The organism is Haloplanus sp. XH21, from assembly GCF_023276355.1.
In the GTDB taxonomy this organism is placed as follows: Archaea; Halobacteriota; Halobacteria; order Halobacteriales; family Haloferacaceae; genus Haloplanus; species Haloplanus halobius.
Genome location: NZ_JALLPL010000001.1, coordinates 1048174 through 1067668, shown reverse-complemented (window position 1 = coordinate 1067668; position 19495 = coordinate 1048174). Strand labels below are relative to the sequence as shown.

The window sequence follows — 19495 nt, the reverse complement described above, 5'->3', positions numbered from 1 at the left end:
GCCCCGGTCGAAACGCCGGATATGGCCAACGCAGTCCCGGCGTTCCTCGAGAACCGTCTCGACGGCCGTACGGCGCCGCTGGCGGTCGGTGACTTCCTCCTCATCGCCGTCCTGTTCGGCGCGGGTACGGTCCATCACAACGGTGTGTCGTACGTCGCCGCGAATCCCGGCTATCTCGTCGGCACGCTGGCTCCCTTCTTCGTGGGCTGGATCATCGCCGCGCCCCTGCTCGGCGCGTACGCTCCCGGCGCGGCGGAGTCGGCGAAAGCCGCCGTTCCGCTCGCCCTTCGATCCTGGCTGGTCGCCGACCTGATAGCGATGGGGATTCGGGCGACGCCGTTCGTTCGGGGCAACGTCGCGCTCTCCTTCCTGGCCGTCTCGATCGGCGTCGGCTTCGTCGGTCTGGGGCTGTGGCGCGCGCTCTTTTTCAAGCTCCGGTAGCCCGGCGTCGGACGAGCAGCACGGAAAGTCCCGTCGCGGCGGCGGCGATACCGGCGAGGGCGAGGAAGAGCGTCCCCGGATCGGCGTAGGTGAGGATCGTTCCCGCGATGACCCCGCCGAGCGCACCGATGCCGAAGACGCCGAGGTAGGTGTAGCCGTAGGAGAGTCCGCGCGTCCCGACGGGCGTGTAGTCGGCGATAGTGGCCTGGTAGATCGGCTGTGCCATGAACAGCGTGACGCCGAACAGCGCGCCGAAGACGAGCAGCGGCCGTAGTCCCATCTCCGCGACGGGGAGAAAGGCGAGAGCGAGGACAGTGAGCGCGGCGAACACGCCCGCAATGCCGTATTCGGAGGGGAGCCGATCGCTGAGTTTGCCGCCGGTGTACTGCCCGAGGACGCCGACGAGCAACAGTCCGGCGTAGAAGTAGCGTTCGGGGTTGAGCGTCCGACCGGCGCTCGGGTCCACGCCCGGCAGGAGCGCGGCGAGCGGGATGGGTTCGAACCCGGGGAACGTCGACAGGAGACTCGGCAGGAAGGTGAGGACGCTCCGGTAGTAGAGACCGCTACACATCGTGATGAGGAACACGACAGCGAAGGCGCCCACGAAGAGCCGTTTCGACTCCGCGAAGAACGCACGCACGGATTCGACGCCGCTGCCGGCGCGCGCGTCGACGGTGCTGTCGTCGGCGTCGACGGCGGCCGTCTCGTCGAACTCGGCGCGCACGGCGTAGACGCCCGCGACGAGAGCGGGCACCGCGAGCAGCATGGCCACCGTCGACCAGTCGAACACGAGCAAGAGGATAGCGGTTATCAGGGGACCGAGACCGATCCCCAGGTTGCCAGCGGCGCCGTGATACGCGAAGCCGGTGCCGCGGACGGTGACGCCCTTGCTGATGAGCGTCAGCCCCGCCGGATGGTAGACGCTGGCGGCCGCGCCCCACACCAGCAACGCCAGCGCCACGGCGACGAGACCGGGGGCGAGCCCGAGCAGGAGAAACGAGCCGCCCATGCCGAACAGACAGGCGCCGATGAGTCGCCGCGAGCCGACGCGGTCGGCGACGATACCGCCCGGAAGCGCGCCGAGACCGAACAGCCCGTAACCGGCGGTGACGATCACCCCGAGCGACGCCTGCGTGACGGCGAACTCCATCCCCGCCACCCGTATCACCTCGAACTCGGCCAGCCAGATGGAGACGAAGATGGGAATCGAGAGTTCGTACGTATGGACCAGGCTGTGAGCCAGCATCACGAGAGCGACGATCTCCCGGTCGTTCCGGTTCACGGCCGACACAACGGCACCGATCGACTTAATTCCTATCTGAATCGTCGATGAAACATCCGATCCCGCGCCCGAGTTACACAACGATCGTTGATTGAAAACTTATGAGTAAGCACTGGAAAAGCATCTCACAGATTCCGGATGACGACGGAAAATATTATATGCCAACCGAGAGTATAGTCGTGTGAACAATACTCATGATTGGGTATTACGATCTCGTCCTCGTGCTCGTCCCCGTCACGCTAGTCGGGATCACTGGTGGCCTCGGCGCCGTCGGCGTCGGATTCATGGCTGCGCTCCCGGTCGGTGGGGCCGTCGCCAGTCTCGTCGTCGGTCACGCGCTGTTCGTCAACGCCCCCGCATCGCAGCCGTCCGTCGCCGCCACGCACGCGTCGACAACGGCCCCGCCGACGGGCGCGGACTGACCCGCCGACCAATAGTATAACTGCGCGCCGCCCACAGACGCGAGTATGACCGACACCCTGTTCCTGACCAGCGACGACGTCGACGACCTGGCGACGCCCGCCGACTACGTGGCCGCCGTCCGCGACGGCTATCGCCAGCGCGGCGACGGCGCCCCCGCGGAGCCACGCACCGCGCTCTACAACGACGAGCCACCGGGGCTGTTCACCTCCTACACGGCTGTCCTCCCCGACACGGGCGTGATGGGTGGCTACATGTACGCCGCCGGGTTCGGGGAGGGTGACGCGTGGTTCGTGACGCCGCTGTTCGACGCCGAGTCGGGCGAACCGCTCGCCGTCCTCGACGGGGCGAGCATGAACCCGTTCAAGACGGGGGCGGCCGGCGCCGTCGGCGTCGACGCCCTCGCCCGTCGGGACGCGTCGAGCGTCGGCGTCTTCGGCTCCGGTGCCCAGGCCCGCGGCCAACTCCGCGCCATCGACACCGTCCGGGACATCGACACCGTCTGGATCTACTCGCCGACCAAGGAGAACCGCGAATCCTTCGCGGGCGAGATGGACCGCCGCCTCGACGCCAGCGTCGCCGCCGTCTCCTCCAGCGCCGCCGCCGTCGAGGGCGCGGACATCGTCGTCACCGCGACGAACGCCCCGGACCCCGTCTTCGACGGCGACCTGCTCGAACCGGGCACCCACGTCACGGCGATGGGGCAGTACCATCCCGAAAAGCGCGAACTCGACGAGACGACCGTCGCGCGGGCGACGTACGTCCTCGACCTGCGCGACCGGGCCACGCAGGACGCTGGCTCGTATATGCACGCCGTCGAGTCCGGCGCCGTCGACGCGGACCACCTCCACGGCGAACTCGGCGAGGTCGTCGCAGGGGCCGTCCCCGGCCGCACCGCTGCCGACGAAATCACCGTCTTCGACAGCGGCGGGACGGGGATCGAAACCGCCGCGGCGGCCGCCATGCTCTACGAACGAGCGCAGGACGCGGGCCGTGGCTCGACCATCTCCTTTGCGCCCGCGAGCGAGGCGCTGACGGGCGAGTGATCAGTCGAGGCGGTACCGCAACAGCGCCGCGATGCCGCCCAGGTTCTTCAGGCGCTGGCCGGGGTCGAACTCCCCGGAGAAGACGACCACGTCACCGCCCTGCTGTTCGACGGACGTGATGATGTCGTCGACGTCGCGGTCCCACTCGCCTTCGCCCTGGCGTTCCTCCCGGAGTCGATCGTCGAGGACCAGCAGCGTCTCGACGGCGCCGTATTCGGCCGCCTCGGCCACCGCCTCGACGCCGTAGGTGGCCTTCTCGCCCGTCGCGATCTCCTCGGTCAACGCGTCGATGAGTTCCGCCTCGCGGGCGATACGCGTCTCGGTCTGGACCTCCTCGAGTGCGCCGCGTTTCAACACCTCGTGGACGCCCCGGTCGCCCACGCCCGCCGTGTCGACGGTGGTCGTCCGATCGGCCAGGTCCGGATACTCGTCTTCGAGGTGGTCCAGCGCGTCACCCTTGGTGAAACCGGGGCCCGCGAGGATGATGGCGTCGGGGTCGAGATGCGAAAGTGCGTCGCCCAGGTCCTCGAACAGTTCCGAGCGCGGGCGGGCGTACTCCCCCTTGCCCGTCGGCCGGGTGAACGAGGCGTACTCCTCGGTGCCGTACTGGGCGACGGTGTGGATGTGCGCCTCGCCCTCTTCGACCGTCGCGATGGCGACATCGGGGTTCTCGGCGGCGGCCTCCGCCTCCTCGATGCGCTCCATCTGATCCGGTTTGAAACGTTTGACGATGGTCAGTTCGTCGTGTTCCTCGACGTTCAGCGTGTGGTGGTGGCCGAGCTGGTCCTCCCGCGAACAGCCGACGATGACGCCGCTCACCCGCAGGCGGTTGGCGAAGCGGGCGAACTCCACCTCCTCGACCTCCAGGGTGACGTGGATATGCTCGCGCTCGCCGCCGGTGTCGCGCATCTGCTCGTCGTTGCGCTGGATGCGGCGACTCGTATCGCCCTCGACTTCGTCACCGGGTTCGAGGACGTAGGACAGGTGCCAGAGGTCGTCGACGTTTTCGGGGACGACCGTCAGTCGGGTGCGCCCCTCCTCTCCCCGACCGCGGCTCTGGATTCGCATACCTGAATCTCGGCGCCCACGGCCACATACCTTGCCATTCGGGACGCCGCTACTCCTCGATGATGCTGCTGCCGCCCGGCGGGAGGAACTCCTGGATCCGATCGGGACTCGCCACCTTCCGGACGAACGACTCGTCGGCGAACCGCTCCTTGAAGACGCGGTAACACCGCTTGGCGGCGTCGTTCTGCGCGAACTTGCCGGGTTCGAGATGGACCGTCGTCGCCGCGGCCGGATCGATGGCCGCCGGCGGCCCGCCGATGACCCGCGTCTCCGGTTCGCACTGGATGCCCACCGCGGCGCGTGCGCTCACGTCGCGGAAGTAGGTCCGGTCGCCGCGGATGACGAACCCGCCCTTTTCGATATACTCCCCGCTCTCGGGCGTCTTCGACACCTGGTCCGGTTCGACCATGTAGGCGTCGCCCGCGAACCGGCTGTCCTTCCAGACCGAGGAGTACGACACCGCGAACTGCGCCGCCTCTCGGAGCGTGGAGTCGGGGAACTCCACCTCGCGGGCGGCCTCGCTCGGTCCCGTCGCCTTCAGCAGCGTCACCGGGCCGCCGTGGGCCTGCGCGTGGAAGAACCGGTCGTTTTGCTCCATATACTTCTTGACGATGGCCTCGTTCTCGTCCGCGTTCCGCCCGCCGATGACGAGGAAGCCGTCGCTCGTGTGGAACCAGCGGAAGTCCTCGTACCAGTGTTCGGGGTTCCGGATCGGCACCGACGACCGGGCCAACCAGTCCACCTCGCCCTCGGGTTCCGGCTCTTCTTCCGCCGTCTCGTCCTCGCTCTCCCACTCCTCTCGCCGGCGCTTGACCGCCTCGAGTTCCTCGCGGGTGTTCTCGATGGCCTCCAGAGCGCCCTCCTTTTTCCCTTCGATGCGTTTCGCCTCGGTGTAGAGGCGGTCGGCGTTCTTCTCGACGCCGGAGGTCGGATCGACCGGCACCTGAATCCCGTCGAGGTCGATAGTCACCATCCCCTTCGCCGAATCGATGTCGACCACCGCCTCGGCCGCCGGGATGCCCTGTTCCGCGCCCTCCGCCAGTGTCTCCTCGATGTCGTCCCAGGGGACGCCCTGTTCGCGCGCCGTGCGCACCGTCGAGATGACCTCGTCAACCAGGTCGTAGTTGGCGTACAGCGCCTCGGCGCGGTCGCGTTCGGTCTCAGCCTGCTCCTCGAACCCCTCGATGGCGTTTTTCTGCTGTTCGATGATGCGTTTCTGTTTCGCGATTTCGGCCTCGAAGTCGGGGCTCTCGTCGCTCGTCGTCTCCTCCTCCGGCTCGCGCTGCAGGCGGTGGAAGTAGTCGTCGACGGCGGCGTTGAAGGAGTCGAACCCTTCGGCCGAGAAGTCCGCGCGCTCCTCCAGGGGGAACGGCGTCACGTCGACCACGCGATCGTCCGCGACGTACACCCGCGGATCGAAGTCGCCGGACTGGAGCCGGTCGGCGAGCCGACCGATGGCGTCGTAGAGCTGTTCGTACGTCTCCTCGTCGGCGTCGGCGATGTCGAGCGTCTTCTCGACGCCCGCACGCGAGCAGATTTCCTCGCCGTAGAGGCCGCCGAAGTTGAGTTGGGTGGCGAGCGTCCGCACCACGTCGGTGTCGGACTCCTCCATCCGTCGGACGAAGGCGTCGTAGCTGACGGTGAGGGGGTTGATGCGCGATTGGGGGAAGCCGTACTGCGACCCGGGCGCGACGGTCCGGGACTTCAGGCGCACCGTCTCTAAGCTCTGGACCACCTCGCCCGCCTCGTCGAGGACGGCCACGTTGCCTTCGCCGAACAGTTCCGCGACGATGCGAGTGTTCTGGTCCTCGCGTTCGAACTCGAAGACGAGGATGCGGTCGAACTCGTACTGGGAGACGCCGGCGAAGTCGGCGCCGCTCAGTCGGTTCCGGAGCATCATCGCGAAGTTGGGCGGGCGTCCCGGCGCGTCCGCGACGTGTTCCGGATCCGCCATGTGTGCGCGCTTGATGTCGCCGACTTCGATCATGAGTTCGACCCGGCCGCGGTCGAAATCCCGCATCCGAAACCGCAGAAGGTCGTCGTCGTAGAGATAGGCCTTATCGACTTTCGCCCCCTCGTACGCCCCGAGTTCGGTGACGAGGGCGGCGATGTCGACGCTCGTCAGTTCCCGCTTCGCGTCCATACCCCGTCTTTCTCGGGCCGCCCGAAAAGGCGTGTCGTTGTCGCGGTATCGGTGGGTGCGGCACAAACTGATAAACCGGTAGGGAGAGTGCATCGGGTATGCGACTGGAGGAGTACTGGGGAGTGGGGCCGAAAACGAGCGAGCGCCTCCGCGAAACGCTGGGCGAGGAGGCGGCCGTCGAGGCCATCGAATCGGCGGACGTCCGCGCGCTCACTGACGCGGGGATCACGCGTGGCCGGGCGACGCGCGTCCTCCGCCGGGCGAACGACGACGCCGGGATGGAAGCCCTCGCCACCCGCGACGCGCGCGAGGTGTACGACGACCTGCTCTCGCTCGCGAGCGAGTACGCCCTCACCAGACACGCCGCCGACCGGATCCGCGTACTGACGCCGCTGACCGCCCGCGACGCCATCGAGTCCCGACTCGGCGCCGTCGGCGACGCCCGCGCGGCGTGGGCGAGCCTCGCCGACGGCGGCCGGAGCGCGGTCGTCGCGGCCTTCGAAGACTACGACGACGCCACGGGGAGCGAACGCGCCGCCGTCGAGGCGGTGCTGGCGCTTCGCGACGCCGGCCTCGACGGATCGACGTTCGACGCCCTCGGCGACATCGACCCCGAGGCCGTCCGCGAGGCGGCCGACGCGCTGCAGTACGTGACCGACGACGGCGTCGCGCCGGGCGCCGACGACCGCCTCGACGATATCCGCGCGCGCCTCGACGACGCGCGCGACCTGGAGAACTCCGCGTTCGACGTGCTCGAACGGATCCGGGAGACGGGCGTCCGCGACCTGGCGGACTTCCGGCGCGCCTTCACCGACTACGTCGACCGCGAGACGCGACTCTCTCGGGGAGCCGTCGAATCGGTCGCCCCCGAGCAGGCCCACGACGCCGCCGACTTCGTGAGCACGTCGCTCCGGGCGCTGGTCGATGACCTCGAACGCCAGGAGACCGAACGCGAACGCGAGGTCGAGGACGCGCTCCGGGCGTCCATCGCCGAGGCCCGCGAGGATGTCGACCGGGCGGTCACCGCCGTCGACGACGTGGCCGTCGAACTGTCGCTCGCCCGCTTCGCGGAGGCCCACGACCTCGTCCGACCGACGCTGGGGGGCGACGGGCTCGCCGTCGAGGGCGCGCGGAGCCTCTTTCTCGACGACCCCGACCCGGTCACCTACGCGGTCGGCGACCACGGCCTCGACGGGGCGCCGTCGGGCGACCGAGTGGCCGTCCTGACGGGAGCCAACAGCGGCGGGAAGACGACGCTGCTGGAGACCTGCTGTACCGTCGCCCTGCTCACCGCGATGGGACTGCCGGTCCCCGCCGAGCGGGCGGAGGTCGGCTTCTTCGACGCCGTCGTCTTCCACCGACGGCACGCGAGTTTCAACGCCGGCGTGCTGGAGTCGACGCTGAAATCCATCGTCCCGCCGCTGACCGACGGCGGCCGGACGCTGATGCTCGTCGACGAGTTCGAAGCGATCACGGAACCGGGCCGCGCGGCCGACCTGTTGAACGGACTGGTCGATCTGACCGTCGAACGCGGCGCCCTCGGCGTCTACGTCACCCACCTTGCGGACGACCTGAGTCCGCTCCCGCCGGCCGCCCGGATCGACGGCATCTTCGCCGAGGGCCTCACGTCCGATCTCGATCTCCGGGTGGACTACCAGCCGCGGTTCGGCACGGTAGGCAAGTCGACGCCGGAGTTCATCGTCTCGCGTCTCGTCGCCAACGCGGGCGACCGCCGCGAGCGACAGGGGTTCGAACACCTCGCCGCCGCCGTCGGCGAGGAGGCCGTCCAGCGCACCCTCGCGGAGGCGTGGGAGGACTGAGACGGTTTAGTGTGAGTCATCACCGGTGGTTCGCCGGACCATCTTGTCGAACCACCGGTAGACAGGTACAGTAATCCGTATGAGACGGGTCGCTGTGGCTGTTCGCCACGACGACCGCCCACAGTCGGCCTCGATGTGGAACCGACTACAGCAATCCGCATGAGACGGCAGTCCGGAGCGAGCGACTCTTAACCCCGTATCGTCTGGGCAGGGTATGTTCGAGGACTGCTCGGGGCGGTTCGCAGACAACCCCGACTTCCGGGGGTACGGGGCCACCGTCACGTCGGGACCCGAGGGTCCGCTCGTGTTCGTCGCGGGGTTCGGGGACGCCAACCGCGTCCTCCGGTGGCGGTCCGGCGTCGTCGATACGGCCTGTGGCATCCTCGCCGACGACGGTCGTCACGCCATCGGCGTCGCCGCCGCCGACATGGACGCCGACGGTCGCGAGGAGGTGTACGTCCACAACGTCGCCGCCTTCGGCGGCACCTCCCCCGAGGCGGACCTCCTCCTCGACCCCGAGGGCGACCGGTGGCACGACCGCTTTGCCGACCCCGCGAACCGCGGCCGCGCCAACCACCGGGTCGGCCGCTCCGTCGCGGCCATCGACCGCCTGGGCACGGGTCGCTACGGCGTGTTCGTCACCGGCTACGGCTCCCCCTCCCGGTTCTACGAGATGGGCGACGACGGTAGCATCACCGATCTCGCGGGGACGGTCGGGCTGGACGTGGTGACCGGCGGGCGGTCGGTCGCTGCCGGCCCTATCCTCTCGGACCGGACGGATCTGTTTCTCGGCGCCGAGCGAGGACCGAACCTGCTCTTGCGCAACGTCGACGGGCACTTCGTCGACGTGGCCCGGGAGTACGGCGTCACCGACGCGGCGGAGAACGCCCGCGGGGCCGCGCTCGTCGCCCCCGACGGCGCGAGCGAGTTCGACATCGTCTGTGGCAACTGGAACGGCGACAACCGCCTCTTCGCCCGCGACGGCGACCGGTTCCGCGACGTCGCCCCATCGGCGCTCGCCCGCCCGACCCGGGTTCGGACCGTCGTTCCCGCCGACTTCGACAACGACGGCCGGCAGGAACTGTTCGTGAACTGCCTCGGCGCGCCCAACCGCCTGCTCACCTACGACGGCGAGTGGACCCAGACCGGCGTCGGCGCGGCGAGCGAACCCGAGGGGATGGGCACCGGCGCCGCCGTCGCCGACATCGACGGCGACGGGACGCTCGAACTCCTCGTGGTCCACGGCGAGGCGGAGGCCCAGCCGCTCTCCCTGTATCGCGCGCCCAACGACGCCGACTGGCTCCGCGTGCGACCGCTCACGCCCGCCGGCGCGCCGGCCCGCGGCGCCCGAGTGACGCTCCGGACGACCGCGGGGCGCCAGACCCGTATCATCGACCCCGGGAGCGGCTATCTCTGCCAGATGGAACCCGTCGCTCACTTCGGCCTCGGCGACGCCACGCCCCGGGAGGCGGTCGTCCGCTGGCCCGACGGCCGCGAGCGGACGATTCTGGATCCGTCGCCGCGAACGACGCTCGACTGCCCCCACCCCAGCGGGTGAGGGCGCCAGAGCGATGTAGCCGGATTTAAGAGGGATTCACCGCTACTGACTGGAAATATGATCGATCCCACCTCCGATATTGGGGAGGACGTTGACGAGAGCACTGCGCCGACGTGTCACACGTGTGGGAAGAAGATAGTACAGGAGCCGAACCACCGAGTCGTCTCCTGGATCGACGAGGGCGAAATCGACCATCTCCATTTCTGCGACGACGAGTGTCGGGCGTCCTGGAGCGGGAAGCGGCCGAACCAGTAGGTCAGCGGCCGCCGTCCGCGAAGCGGTCGAGACCGAGCGAGAGCATATCCGGGCTGACCGGCTGGAACTCCTCGCGCTCCCAGTCGGGAAGATACTCGCGGACGCCGTTCCAGCGGTCACGGGCGTAGCGCGCGTCGACGAGGACGCGAACCCCGCGCTCGTCGGGCCCGCGGATCACCCGACCGACGGCCTGGCGCGCCTTCCGCACCGCCGGCACCGTCAGCGCCGTCTCGAACCCGCTGCGGCCGCCACGCCCGTCCGCGTCCGCCCCGAACGCCCGGTCGTACGCCGTAACGACCGCCTGGGTCCGCGGGCGGGTCGTGTCGACGAGCGGAACGCCACACACCACCGCCGCGTGGAGGCGGTCCCCCCGGTAGTCGACGCCCTCCGTGAGCGTCCCCCGAAGGCTGGTGACGAGCGTGCTGTCGTCCGCGCCGAAGAACTCCTGTTTGAGCGCCTCGGTCGCGCCGTCATCGCTCGATTCGTCGAGGAGGACAGACGAGTCGAGGCGGTCGGCGAGGCGACCCGCCATCCACTCCGCCTCGGCGTAGTTCGGCATCCCGACGAGGACGTTGCCCTCGCGCCCGGCCACCTCGGCCACGGCGTCGACGTACACCCGTCGCGTGTCGCTCTCGCTCCCCGGTGGGCCGCGGTTCTCGTGGGTGAACGTCGGCGCGTCGACGGCGAAACTCGCGCGGTTCTCGGCCGGGAAGGAGAGGCCGTAGGTCCGTTCGACGACCGGCCGGCCGTTCTCAGCCAACTCGTCGAGCCCCGTCACCGTCCGGAACACGTCGAGCGGTTCGAGCGTCGCGGACATCAACACGCCGCCGCCGAAGTCGGCGAGGCGGTCGGCGATGGCGTCGCCAGGGACGCAGTTGTGTAGCGACAGGCGGGCGTTGTAGGCCCGCCGCCACGAGTCGGCGGGTTCCGTCTCGTCCCACGTCCGCGAGAGGTCGATCTCGCGGAAGTAGCGGGCGTGATCCGCGCGATACCAGGCCCCGAGCACCCGACCGACCGTCGGCGCCGCCCGGTCGCGATCCGCCTCCTCCAGTTCGTTCAGGACGCGCGCCGCCACGGCGCCGACCGTCTCGGCGCGCACCCACACGTCGTCGCCGTACTCCCCATTCGCCCACTCCGTGATGGCGTCCGGTTCCGGCGTCTCGGGGTCGCGCAGAGCGATCTCGTCGTCAGGGAGGTCGTCCAGCGCCGTGCGCCACGCCGGCCGCTCGCCGTCGAGATACGCCGTCACCTGCCGGTCGAGTTCCTTGCGCAGGTCGCGCACGAACGACCGCGTCGCTTTCAGCTCCGCGAGCGAGACGTCGGTCTCTTCGAGTTCGCCGCGGACCATCGCCGCGTCCGAGTCAGCCGGGGAATCCCCGTCCCCGCGCTCGAATTCGAGCGGTTGGATCACCCGCGTCAGTTCCGACTCGGCGTTGCGGAGGGTGGTGTCGGCCACCCCGTCGCTCACCAAGTCGCGCACCCGCGGCTCGAGCATGTGCGCCTCGTCACAGACGACGAAGGTCGATTCGTCGAGCAGTGGCCCGGTGAACGTCTCCGTGGTCCGCGGGTCGAAGGCGTGGTAGTAGTTGCCGATGACTACCTCCATATGCGGCAGGAGTGCCCCGAGCATCGAGTGAGGGCAAGTGCCGTGGCTGGCCGCGAGACCCACCAGTTCCTCGGTGTCGAGGAGGCCACGGTCCTCGACGTCGAAGGGGACGGCCTCGACGGGGTCGCCGTCCTCGGGCAGGTCCTCCAGATACTGGGCGTAGAACGGACAGTATTCGGTGTCCTCGAACTCGGCGGTGTCCGGAAGATACGGCGTCGTCTCGCCCGCCGTCTCCAGGTAGTCGGCACCCGCCGACCCGCCGGAGCCAGTGTTCAGGAGACCGGTCTGGGCGCGGCGCGCCTCGTCCGCCAGCGCGGCGGCCGTCGTCGGCCCGTCGCTCCCCGTCAGGTTGCGCGTCCGCTCGCGCAGCCCTTCACAGCGGTCGTAGACGGTCGTCTCGTCGATGTTACCCGTTCGCTCGCGGCTGTACGGGCAGATGTCGGCCTTGCCGACGAGCGTCAGCGCCGAGAGAGGGCGCCAGTCGTCGGGCAGGTTGTCGTTGATGGTGCGCACGTCCGCCTCGAACTGCCGCAGTTGCTGTTTGACGCTCGTGAGCACCACCACCCGCTCGAACGACGAGTCGGGATCGCGCACTCGGTCGAGACCCGCGGTCAGCGCGAGCATGGTCTTGCCCGTCCCGCAGGCGCCTTCGATGACGGCGAAGCCGTCGCGGTCGGCCGTCTCGATGGCCGTCTCGATGCCATCGGCCTGCTCCGCGTACGGCTCGTCGTGGCCGAAAATCGCCCGCCACGTCTCCCCCATGTTATCCAGAGACTGGCGACGTCCTCGGATAAAAAGCTCGGCTCGGCGGAACGCCGAGAAGCGGGTCCGTCTCTGTCGCGATTACAGCAGACTCTCGCCGAGAACGATCACCGCGAGGTTGTTGGCGAACACGAGGAGACCGGCGGCGACGAGGACGCCGAGCCACACCTCGATCAGCGCGGCGAAATAGCGGTTCGCCGGCGGGGGCGTCCGCCGCAGGCGCTCGACGAGCAGGCGAAACCCGACAGCGACCACGACGGCGACGAGCAGGTGTGCGCCGACCACGACGGCGAGGCTCCGTCCCAGGAGCCACCGCATCAGTGGGTTGCTCTCGGCGCCGGTGCCGACCAGCCGGGCCGCCGCGAGCGTCGTGAGTAGATCGACGGTCAGCAGGAGGAAGAGCGCGACGGTGATCCAGTCCCAGTACTCCTCGATCCGGGAGTTGATGGCCGTCGAATCCAGCGGCTTGGCGGTCATTGCGCCACCGCTCGGGCAGACCGACTCGGCGCATCCCGCTCAGTCAGCAGCATGGCGATAGCTTCGCGTCGCGTCACCATGCCAGTTTCCCTGCCGTGACACGGGTGACTACGGCGTCGAGAACTCCTCCGTGTCGGCCCCGACACAGACGACGAGGGAATCCTGGGTCGCGGCGTACACCGTCATCTCGCGGCCTTTCACCGAGTAGCGCGTGTCGGCCACGTCGACCAGCCCCGCCTCTTCGAGGTTGCCGAGGTGGTGACGGACGTTCTGGAGGGACGTCGAAACCGACTCGGCGAGTTCCGAGGCCGTCGCGGGGCGCGCTTCCAGCGCGGTCACGATGGAACGGGCCGTCTCCGACGAGAGCGAGCCGATGAGCTGTTCGGCGTCGTCGTCCGTCAGGGACAGGACGCGGACTTCACCCTCCTCCGACGCCGCGTCCCCCGTCGATTGGGATCGGAACAGCTCTGGCATCACGCCGTGGGTTTCGAATCCAGATGGAAAACCCTTCGCCAGAATGTGCTTCAGTAAACGAGTTGACAGGTGAAGGTCACTCCGCAGGCGTCTGGAAAATGCCCGCGAGATAGAGTCCGGCGAGGAGGGCCACGAGCGCGAAGAGGCCGCCAGCGAACCCGCGGAAGATGGCGTCGAACGCGTAATGCTCGCCGAGCACGCCGACGGTGCCGCTCCCCATTGCCTGCACGAACAGGGCGAGGCCGCCGTAGACGGCGTAGGCGCTGCCACGGTTGTCCGGGATCGTCCCGAGGACGTACGCGTCGAGCGCGGGGAAGAGGCCGTGGACGACGAGGCCGAGCGCGACGCTCACCGCGACGAGGCCGAGGAGGGAGTCGACGACCGTCAGCACCGCGACGCAGGCGGCGACGCCCGTGCCGAGCGCGAGGATATATGGCACGCGGGGCAGGCGGTCGGCGAGGCTCCCGCCGAGCCAGAACGCTGGCAGGCCGGCGACGAAGGCGACCGTCAGCAGCGTGCCCGCAGGGCCGGGAGCCAGTCCCTTCGCCGTCACGAGATACGTGACGTAGAAGTTGAACACACCCTGCCAGACGAAGCCAGCGCCGCCGATGAGCGCGACGGCCGCGAGGATGATCCGCCAGTGGGCGAGCGCCGCGCGAAAGTCGCGGTCGGCCCCGTGGGGAACGCCGCCTTCGCGCTGCCGGGCGACGAGCAGGAGGGCGAGCGTCAGCGTCGCGCCGATCGCCGTGAGGAGCCAGAAGACCGCCCGCCACGAGACGGTGGCGACGAGCGCCACCGCGAGCGTCGGCGCGACGACGGCGGCCATCTGGGCCGCCGTGCCGTGGATGCCCACGAACTGTCCCACGCGTTCGGGGTAGAGATCGCCGATCAGCGGGACGGCCGACGCGTAGTAGGCACCGGAGGCGACGCCGATGGCGAAGGCGCCGACCTGCAGGAGCGGGAGCGACGTCGTCACGGCGGTCAGCGCCGACGCCGCGGTGAGGAGGACGCCCGCGCCGAGGACGATGCGTCCGCGAGCGACGCGCGTGACGAGATATCCGACCGGAATCCGCGGGACGGCCGTGCCGACCCAGACGAGCGTCGTCACGAGGCCGAGTGCGCCCGTGCCGGCGCCGAAGGTGGTGCGGAACGTCTCCAGCAACGGCGCGAACGCGACGCGGCCGAAGTTGACACAGAACACCAGGCCACAGAGCGTGCCGAAGAGCCGTCGCGTCACGGTCCGGGGTTCGACCGGGGCGGGCACAAGCGTTGCGCTCCGACAGCGAATAGTATAACGGCCGGGGGAGCGAAGCGCGCCCATGATCACGCCCGACCGGATGGCGGCCGTCGACGAGAACGCGGCCGCGCTCGGCGTCCCGCGCAAACAGTTGATGGAGTCGAGCGGTAACGCCGTCGCCGACGCGGTGCGCGAAGTCGCGGCTCCCGGCGCCACCGTCGCCCTCGTCTGTGGCCGCGGCAACAACGGCGGCGACGCCTTCGTCGCCGCCCGCTTTCTCGACGACCACGACGTGACCGTCCACCTGCTCGGCCGACCTGAGACCATCATCACCGACATCGCGCGGGAGAACTGGGACGCGCTGGAACGCGCCGCCATCGAGACGCGGGTCGTCCGCGACTCCCGGGCCTTCGACCTCGGCGACCCCGACATCGTCGTCGACGCAATGCTCGGAACGGGCGTGACGGGCGCGCTCCGCGACCCCGAACGCCACGCCGCCCAGCGCATCAACGCGCACGACGCGCCGGTGGTCGCCGTCGACGTGCCCTCGGGCGTCGACGCCGCCACCGGCGAGGCCGCGGGCGTCGCCGTCGACGCCGACCACGTCGTCACCTTCCACGACGCCAAACCCGGTCTCGACGCGCTGGACGCGGAGGTGACCGTCGCCGACATCGGCATCCCCGAGACGGCGGAGCTGTTCGTCGGCCCCGGCGACCGGCGCCTGCTCTCGCGGCCCGCCGACGCCCACAAGGGCGCGTTCGGCGAGGTGCTCGTCGTCGGCGGCGGCCCCTACACCGGCGCCCCCGCGCTCGCCGGCCAGGCCGCGATGCGCGCCGGCGCCGACCTGGTTCGCGTGGCCTGTCCCCGCAGCGTCGCCCGCGAGGTGCAGGCGTTCGAGGAGGGTCTCATCGTCCGCCCGTTCGACGGCGATCGACTCACACCCGACCACCTCGACCACGTTCGGACGCTGGCGGCCGATCACGACACCGTCGTCTTCGGCCCGGGCCTCGGCGACGACGACGCGACGCTCGCGGCCGTCCGCGAGTTCCTCGCCGACTACACGGGGCGGGTCGTCGTCGACGCCGACGCCCTCGCCGTCGTCCCCGACGTCGACACCGACGCGACGCTCCTGTGTACGCCCCACGCCGGCGAACTCCGGGCGATGGGCGGGCCCGACGTGACCGGCGCCGACTGGCGGGAGCGACTGGAACAGGTGGCCGCGTTCGCCGCCGACACCGGCCACGCGCTGCTGGTGAAAGGCCCGGACGACGTGGTGACCGACGGCGAGCGCGAGCGCGTGAGTCGCACCGGGAATCCGGGGATGACCGTCGGCGGAACCGGCGACGTCCTCGCGGGCGCCGCGGGGGCGTTGCTGGCGTCGCTTCCTCCCGTCGACGCCGGATCGCTCGCGGCCTACGCCAACGGCCTCGCCGGCGACCGCATCGTCGAGGACCGAGGCTACGGCCTGCTGGCGAGCGACCTCTTGCCTGAACTGCCCGCGGCCCTGTGGGGTGGTGTCGATGTCTGACGAGGAGACACCGCAGGACGACCTCACCCACACCGACGAGTCCGGGAACGTCCAGATGGTGGACGTGGGCGACAAGCCCGACACGTCGCGCCGGGCGGTCGCGCGCGGCGAGATTCACCTCCAGCCGTCGACCATCGAGGCGATTCGCGCCGACGAAATCGGCAAGGGCGACGTGCTGGCGACGGCCCGCATCGGCGCCGTTCAGGCCGTGAAACACACCTGGGAGACGATCCCCATGTGCCACCAGATCCCCATCACGAACGTCGAGACATCGTTCGACGTGGGCGACGACCGCGTCGAGGTGACCGTCGCCGTCGAGACGACGGGGAAAACCGGCTGTGAGATGGAGGCGCTCGAAGGTGTGACGACGGGGCTGAACGTCGTCTGGGACATGGTGAAAGCGGCGGAGAAAGACGAAGACGGGGAGTACCCCGCGACCGAACTCACCGGCGTGCGGGTCGTCGAGAAGACGAAACGTCGGTTAAACTGATTCGACGGTCGCGAGGTCGCCCGCTCGAGCGCGGGCGCGCTCGATGATCGACGGTCGCGCCTCGAACTCCAAGAGGACCTGATCGTCGTCGTACTCCTCGCGTTCGACGTTGGCGTGGTCGTACACCCAGGAGACGAGGCTCATGGTGTCGTCAGTCATGGGGAGGACGAGCCGTTCGGACTCCCAGTCGGGGAGTTCCTGCTCGATGCGGTCCCGGAGGTCGTCGACGCGTTCACCGGTCAGTCCGGAGACGGTGACGGGGTTGGGCGCGAGCGCCGAGAGGGCCTCACGTTTCTCCGCGAGTTCGTCGTCGTCCACGCGGTCGACCTTGTTCAATACGGTGACGATGGGCGCCTCGTTGCGCTCGTACAGCGTGTCGTGGCAGGTGACGAGTTTCTCGCGCATCTCCGCGACGGATTCGCTGGCGTCGACGACGAGGAGGACGAGATCCGCGCGGTAGACGGAGTCGAGCGTCGACTCGAAGGACTCCACGAGCCAGTGGGGCAGATCCGAAACGAATCCGACGGTGTCGGTGAGGAGGACATCACGCTGCCCCGTATCCGCACGGCGTGTGGTGGTTCCAAGGGTGGTGAAGAGGCGGTCCTCGCTCTCGGCGGTGGTGGCGAGGTCGGGGTGGCGGTCCTCGTTCTCGTCGATATCGAGTTCGGCGGCGAGTCGGCGCATCAGCGTCGACTTGCCGGCGTTGGTGTAGCCCGCGAGGGCGACGAGGTCGAAGCCGGATTCGCGGCGCTGCTCCCGGCGGTCCTGCTCTTTCTCCGCGATGGCGTCCAGTTCGCGCTTGATGTCCGCGATCTGGTTTTTGATGTCGCGTTCGCGGCTCTCGTCGTACTCGCCGAGACCCATGAAGCCGGGGCGCTCGTCGCGTTTGGCGAGGCTGGTTTTCGCCTCGGCGCGCGGGAGTTCGTATCTGAGTTCCGCGAGTTCGACCTGTAACTGGGCCTTGCGTGTCTGTGCCCGCTGACCGAAGATGTCGAGGATGAGCGTGAATCGGTCGATGACCTCGGTCCCCTCGGGAAGTTTGCCACCGATGTTGTACGTCTGGTACGGGCCGAGACGGTTGTCGACGATCACCGCGTCGGCGTCCGTCCGGACCGCCAGCTGTGCCAGTTCCTCGGCTTTCCCCTCACCGAACGCGTAGGCGGCGTCTTCCGTCCGGATCTGGGTGAGTTCTCCGACGACGTCGTAGCCCGCGGCACGGGCGAGGTCCTTGATCTCGCTCAGGTCGACCGATCCGTGGTCGACCCGCTTGGCGACGACGGCGGTCGTCGCGTGCTCCCCGTCAGCGGACGCGTTCGTTCTCTGCACGATCTACCGGAAGTAGGCGCTCGAACCACTTAAACTCCGCTCGCCCCCCATCACGTCGTCTCCGACGGCGTGTACGTCCGCAGCCGATATATCATACGGAGGACAGTGCTCCCGACGGCGTCGGCGGCCACCGCCGCCGGAACCGGCGATGTCTCGTCGTAGCCCGCGATGGGAACCGTCCACTCCCGAAACCGGATCAGGCTCCCGAGGATCAGGAGGAGGACGCCGGCACCGAGCCACGACAGCGCCGCGGAGGGCAATCCGAACATGGTCGGGGGGTTGGCGCGGCGAAATGAGAAGCGTCGGGCCGCGAGGGTCCCGTTCGGCTCGGTATCGGTGGATTTGTCTCAGCCTCGCGGATACGCTCGGAGCGCGCCGACGGACCCATCTGTCGGCGTCAGCGGGCGAGACCGTCGGGCCAACCCCACCGCCACAAGCGACTTAACCGCAAGCGTCGGAAAAGCGGTATGGACCCGTTCGTCTTGCAACTGGGAATCGACCCCCAGCAACTCGGCATCGAGTTCGGGAGCGGGGCGGTGATCGGCGGCATCATCGGTTTCGCGGCCAAGAAGGTGGCCAAGATCATCGCCATCATCGTCGGCCTCGAGCTCGCGCTGTTCAAGTTCCTCGAATCGCGGGAGATCATCAGCGTCGACTGGGCGGCGCTGTCGGCGGGCGTGTTGAAAACCGGCGAGAGCGCAGCGGACGGGCCGCCCGGATGGGTGTCGAGCATCCTCTCGACGCTGTCGGTGTCGGCGGGGTTCGCCGGCGGATTCCTGCTCGGCTTCCGGCGCGGATAGCTAGCGGACGTTGAGGTCGTCTTCGTCTTTGACGATCCGCGTCTCGGCCTCGCCGCTCGTCACTTCGTTCACCAGGTCGTAGAACTCGTTTTGCATCCCTGCGGGGAAGGTGAGGACGCCGACCCAGGAGCCGTCGGCCTGCCACTCCTCGCGGTCGAGGTCGCCGAACTCGCGGATGCGTGACTGCGCGCTTCCGGCGTACTCCGGCGGGACGTGGACCGCGACGGTCACTTCGGCAAAGCGGATCGGAATGACGGGCCGGAGCGCGTCGAGCGCGTCGTCGACCTGCGTTTCGACGCGCTCCATCGGGTCGATCTTGAACCCCGCCTCTTCGAGCGCGCGCTCGATGCGTTCCGGCGGGTGGGGCGCGTCGTCCATCTGCGGGTTGACGGCGTTGCGCGCGATCCGGTTGATCAACTGTTTGCGCTTCTGTTCTTGCATCTCGCGGCGCTGCTCGGCGGTGATCTGTATCTCGCCGCGTTTGACGACCTCCGGGATGATCTCCATCGGGTCGGTCGTGCCGAACACCTCTTCGAGGTCCTCCTCGGCGGGCCGGTCGCCGCGCGAGGCGTTCTCGAAGACATCCTCCGCGGCGATGACATCCTCCAGATCCCCGTCGAACTCGTCGCGCTGGATCGCCAGCGCCGCGTCGGGATCGATCAGTACCTCGAACCGTGAGCCGTGGGATTCGAGGCGCGCGGTGACGGCCTCGTCGAGCGATATCATACGCCGGACTACAGCCTCCGGTGATTTATACTCTCG

General features: G+C 69.0%; 19 protein-coding genes. 9 read left to right on the top strand and 10 right to left on the bottom strand.

Annotated features, from left to right (window positions below; all coding sequences use genetic code 11):
• The first annotated feature begins 21 nt into the window (after positions 1-21).
• Complete coding sequence (locus MXB53_RS05445) at positions 22-441, top strand: DUF3054 domain-containing protein (RefSeq protein WP_248896285.1); 420 nt, start codon at positions 22-24, stop codon at positions 439-441.
• Here the strand turns inward: MXB53_RS05445 and MXB53_RS05440 are convergent.
• Positions 428-1687, bottom strand: coding sequence for an MFS transporter (locus MXB53_RS05440; RefSeq protein WP_248898074.1), 1260 nt, complete (start codon positions 1685-1687; stop codon positions 428-430). The genes MXB53_RS05445 and MXB53_RS05440 overlap by 14 nt on opposite strands.
• Positions 1688-1917: 230 nt before the next feature.
• Between MXB53_RS05440 and MXB53_RS05435 the strand changes: the two genes are divergently transcribed.
• Positions 1918-2145, top strand: coding sequence for a DUF8015 family protein (locus MXB53_RS05435; protein ID WP_248896283.1), 228 nt, complete (start codon positions 1918-1920; stop codon positions 2143-2145).
• Positions 2146-2190: 45 nt separating this feature from the next.
• Positions 2191-3189 (top strand): ornithine cyclodeaminase family protein, encoded by a 999-nt coding sequence (locus tag MXB53_RS05430; RefSeq protein WP_248896281.1) that lies wholly within the window; start codon positions 2191-2193, stop codon positions 3187-3189.
• On the opposite strand, the gene MXB53_RS05425 is transcribed toward MXB53_RS05430, so the two are convergent.
• Complete coding sequence (locus tag MXB53_RS05425) at positions 3190-4257, bottom strand: mRNA surveillance protein pelota (protein WP_248896279.1); 1068 nt, start codon at positions 4255-4257, stop codon at positions 3190-3192.
• Between the two features lie 49 nt (positions 4258-4306).
• The gene (gene rqcH, locus MXB53_RS05420; RefSeq protein WP_248896277.1) at positions 4307-6400 is read right to left on the bottom strand and encodes a ribosome rescue protein RqcH; all 2094 of its coding nucleotides are present in this window, start codon (positions 6398-6400) and stop codon (positions 4307-4309) included.
• A 98-nt stretch (positions 6401-6498) separates the two neighbouring features.
• On the opposite strand from rqcH, the gene MXB53_RS05415 reads away from it, so the two are divergent.
• The 3 genes from MXB53_RS05415 (at position 6499) to MXB53_RS05405 (ending at position 10033) form a co-directional block, all read left to right on the top strand.
• On the top strand, positions 6499-8220 hold the full coding sequence (locus MXB53_RS05415) for a DNA mismatch repair protein (protein ID WP_248896275.1): 1722 nt from the start codon (positions 6499-6501) through the stop codon (positions 8218-8220).
• A 214-nt stretch (positions 8221-8434) separates the two neighbouring features.
• Positions 8435-9778: a CRTAC1 family protein gene (locus MXB53_RS05410; RefSeq protein ID WP_248896274.1), complete on the top strand. Its 1344-nt coding sequence runs from the start codon at positions 8435-8437 to the stop codon at positions 9776-9778.
• Between the two features lie 57 nt (positions 9779-9835).
• Complete coding sequence (locus tag MXB53_RS05405; protein ID WP_248896273.1) at positions 9836-10033, top strand: DUF7576 family protein; 198 nt, start codon at positions 9836-9838, stop codon at positions 10031-10033.
• Position 10034: 1 nt separating this feature from the next.
• On the opposite strand, the gene MXB53_RS05400 is transcribed toward MXB53_RS05405, so the two are convergent.
• From MXB53_RS05400 to MXB53_RS05385, 4 genes are all read right to left on the bottom strand, one after another.
• Positions 10035-12401 (bottom strand): ATP-dependent DNA helicase, encoded by a 2367-nt coding sequence (locus MXB53_RS05400; RefSeq protein WP_248896271.1) that lies wholly within the window; start codon positions 12399-12401, stop codon positions 10035-10037.
• 81 nt (positions 12402-12482) lie between these two features.
• Positions 12483-12878: a DUF5658 family protein gene (locus MXB53_RS05395; RefSeq protein ID WP_248896270.1), complete on the bottom strand. Its 396-nt coding sequence runs from the start codon at positions 12876-12878 to the stop codon at positions 12483-12485.
• 108 nt (positions 12879-12986) lie between these two features.
• Positions 12987-13352 carry an ArsR/SmtB family transcription factor gene (locus MXB53_RS05390; protein WP_248896268.1) on the bottom strand — a complete coding sequence of 122 codons (366 nt, stop codon included), beginning with the start codon at positions 13350-13352 and terminating at the stop codon, positions 12987-12989.
• A gap of 76 nt (positions 13353-13428) precedes the next feature.
• Positions 13429-14589: an MFS transporter gene (locus MXB53_RS05385; protein WP_248896266.1), complete on the bottom strand. Its 1161-nt coding sequence runs from the start codon at positions 14587-14589 to the stop codon at positions 13429-13431.
• An 82-nt stretch (positions 14590-14671) separates the two neighbouring features.
• Between MXB53_RS05385 and MXB53_RS05380 the strand changes: the two genes are divergently transcribed.
• Positions 14672-16117 carry an NAD(P)H-hydrate dehydratase gene (locus MXB53_RS05380; RefSeq protein ID WP_248896265.1) on the top strand — a complete coding sequence of 482 codons (1446 nt, stop codon included), beginning with the start codon at positions 14672-14674 and terminating at the stop codon, positions 16115-16117.
• Complete coding sequence (moaC, locus tag MXB53_RS05375; protein WP_248896262.1) at positions 16110-16607, top strand: cyclic pyranopterin monophosphate synthase MoaC; 498 nt, start codon at positions 16110-16112, stop codon at positions 16605-16607. Before MXB53_RS05380 ends, moaC begins: the two co-directional genes overlap by 8 nt.
• Here moaC and hflX read toward each other — a convergent pair.
• Together hflX and MXB53_RS05365 are read right to left on the bottom strand one after the other, a co-directional pair.
• Complete coding sequence (gene hflX, locus MXB53_RS05370) at positions 16599-17933, bottom strand: GTPase HflX (RefSeq protein WP_248896260.1); 1335 nt, start codon at positions 17931-17933, stop codon at positions 16599-16601. The two genes, moaC and hflX, sit on opposite strands and share 9 nt — an antisense overlap.
• Before the next feature lie 50 nt (positions 17934-17983).
• Entirely contained in the window at positions 17984-18202 is a 219-nt protein-coding gene (locus tag MXB53_RS05365) for a hypothetical protein (protein ID WP_248896257.1), read from the bottom strand.
• Positions 18203-18400: 198 nt separating this feature from the next.
• Here MXB53_RS05365 and MXB53_RS05360 point away from each other — a divergent pair, with 198 nt between their 5' ends.
• Positions 18401-18733 carry an FUN14 domain-containing protein gene (locus tag MXB53_RS05360; RefSeq protein WP_248896255.1) on the top strand — a complete coding sequence of 111 codons (333 nt, stop codon included), beginning with the start codon at positions 18401-18403 and terminating at the stop codon, positions 18731-18733.
• Here MXB53_RS05360 and MXB53_RS05355 read toward each other — a convergent pair whose 3' ends face one another.
• Complete coding sequence (locus MXB53_RS05355) at positions 18734-19459, bottom strand: ribosome assembly factor SBDS (protein WP_248896253.1); 726 nt, start codon at positions 19457-19459, stop codon at positions 18734-18736.
• Positions 19460-19495: the final 36 nt, after the last annotated feature.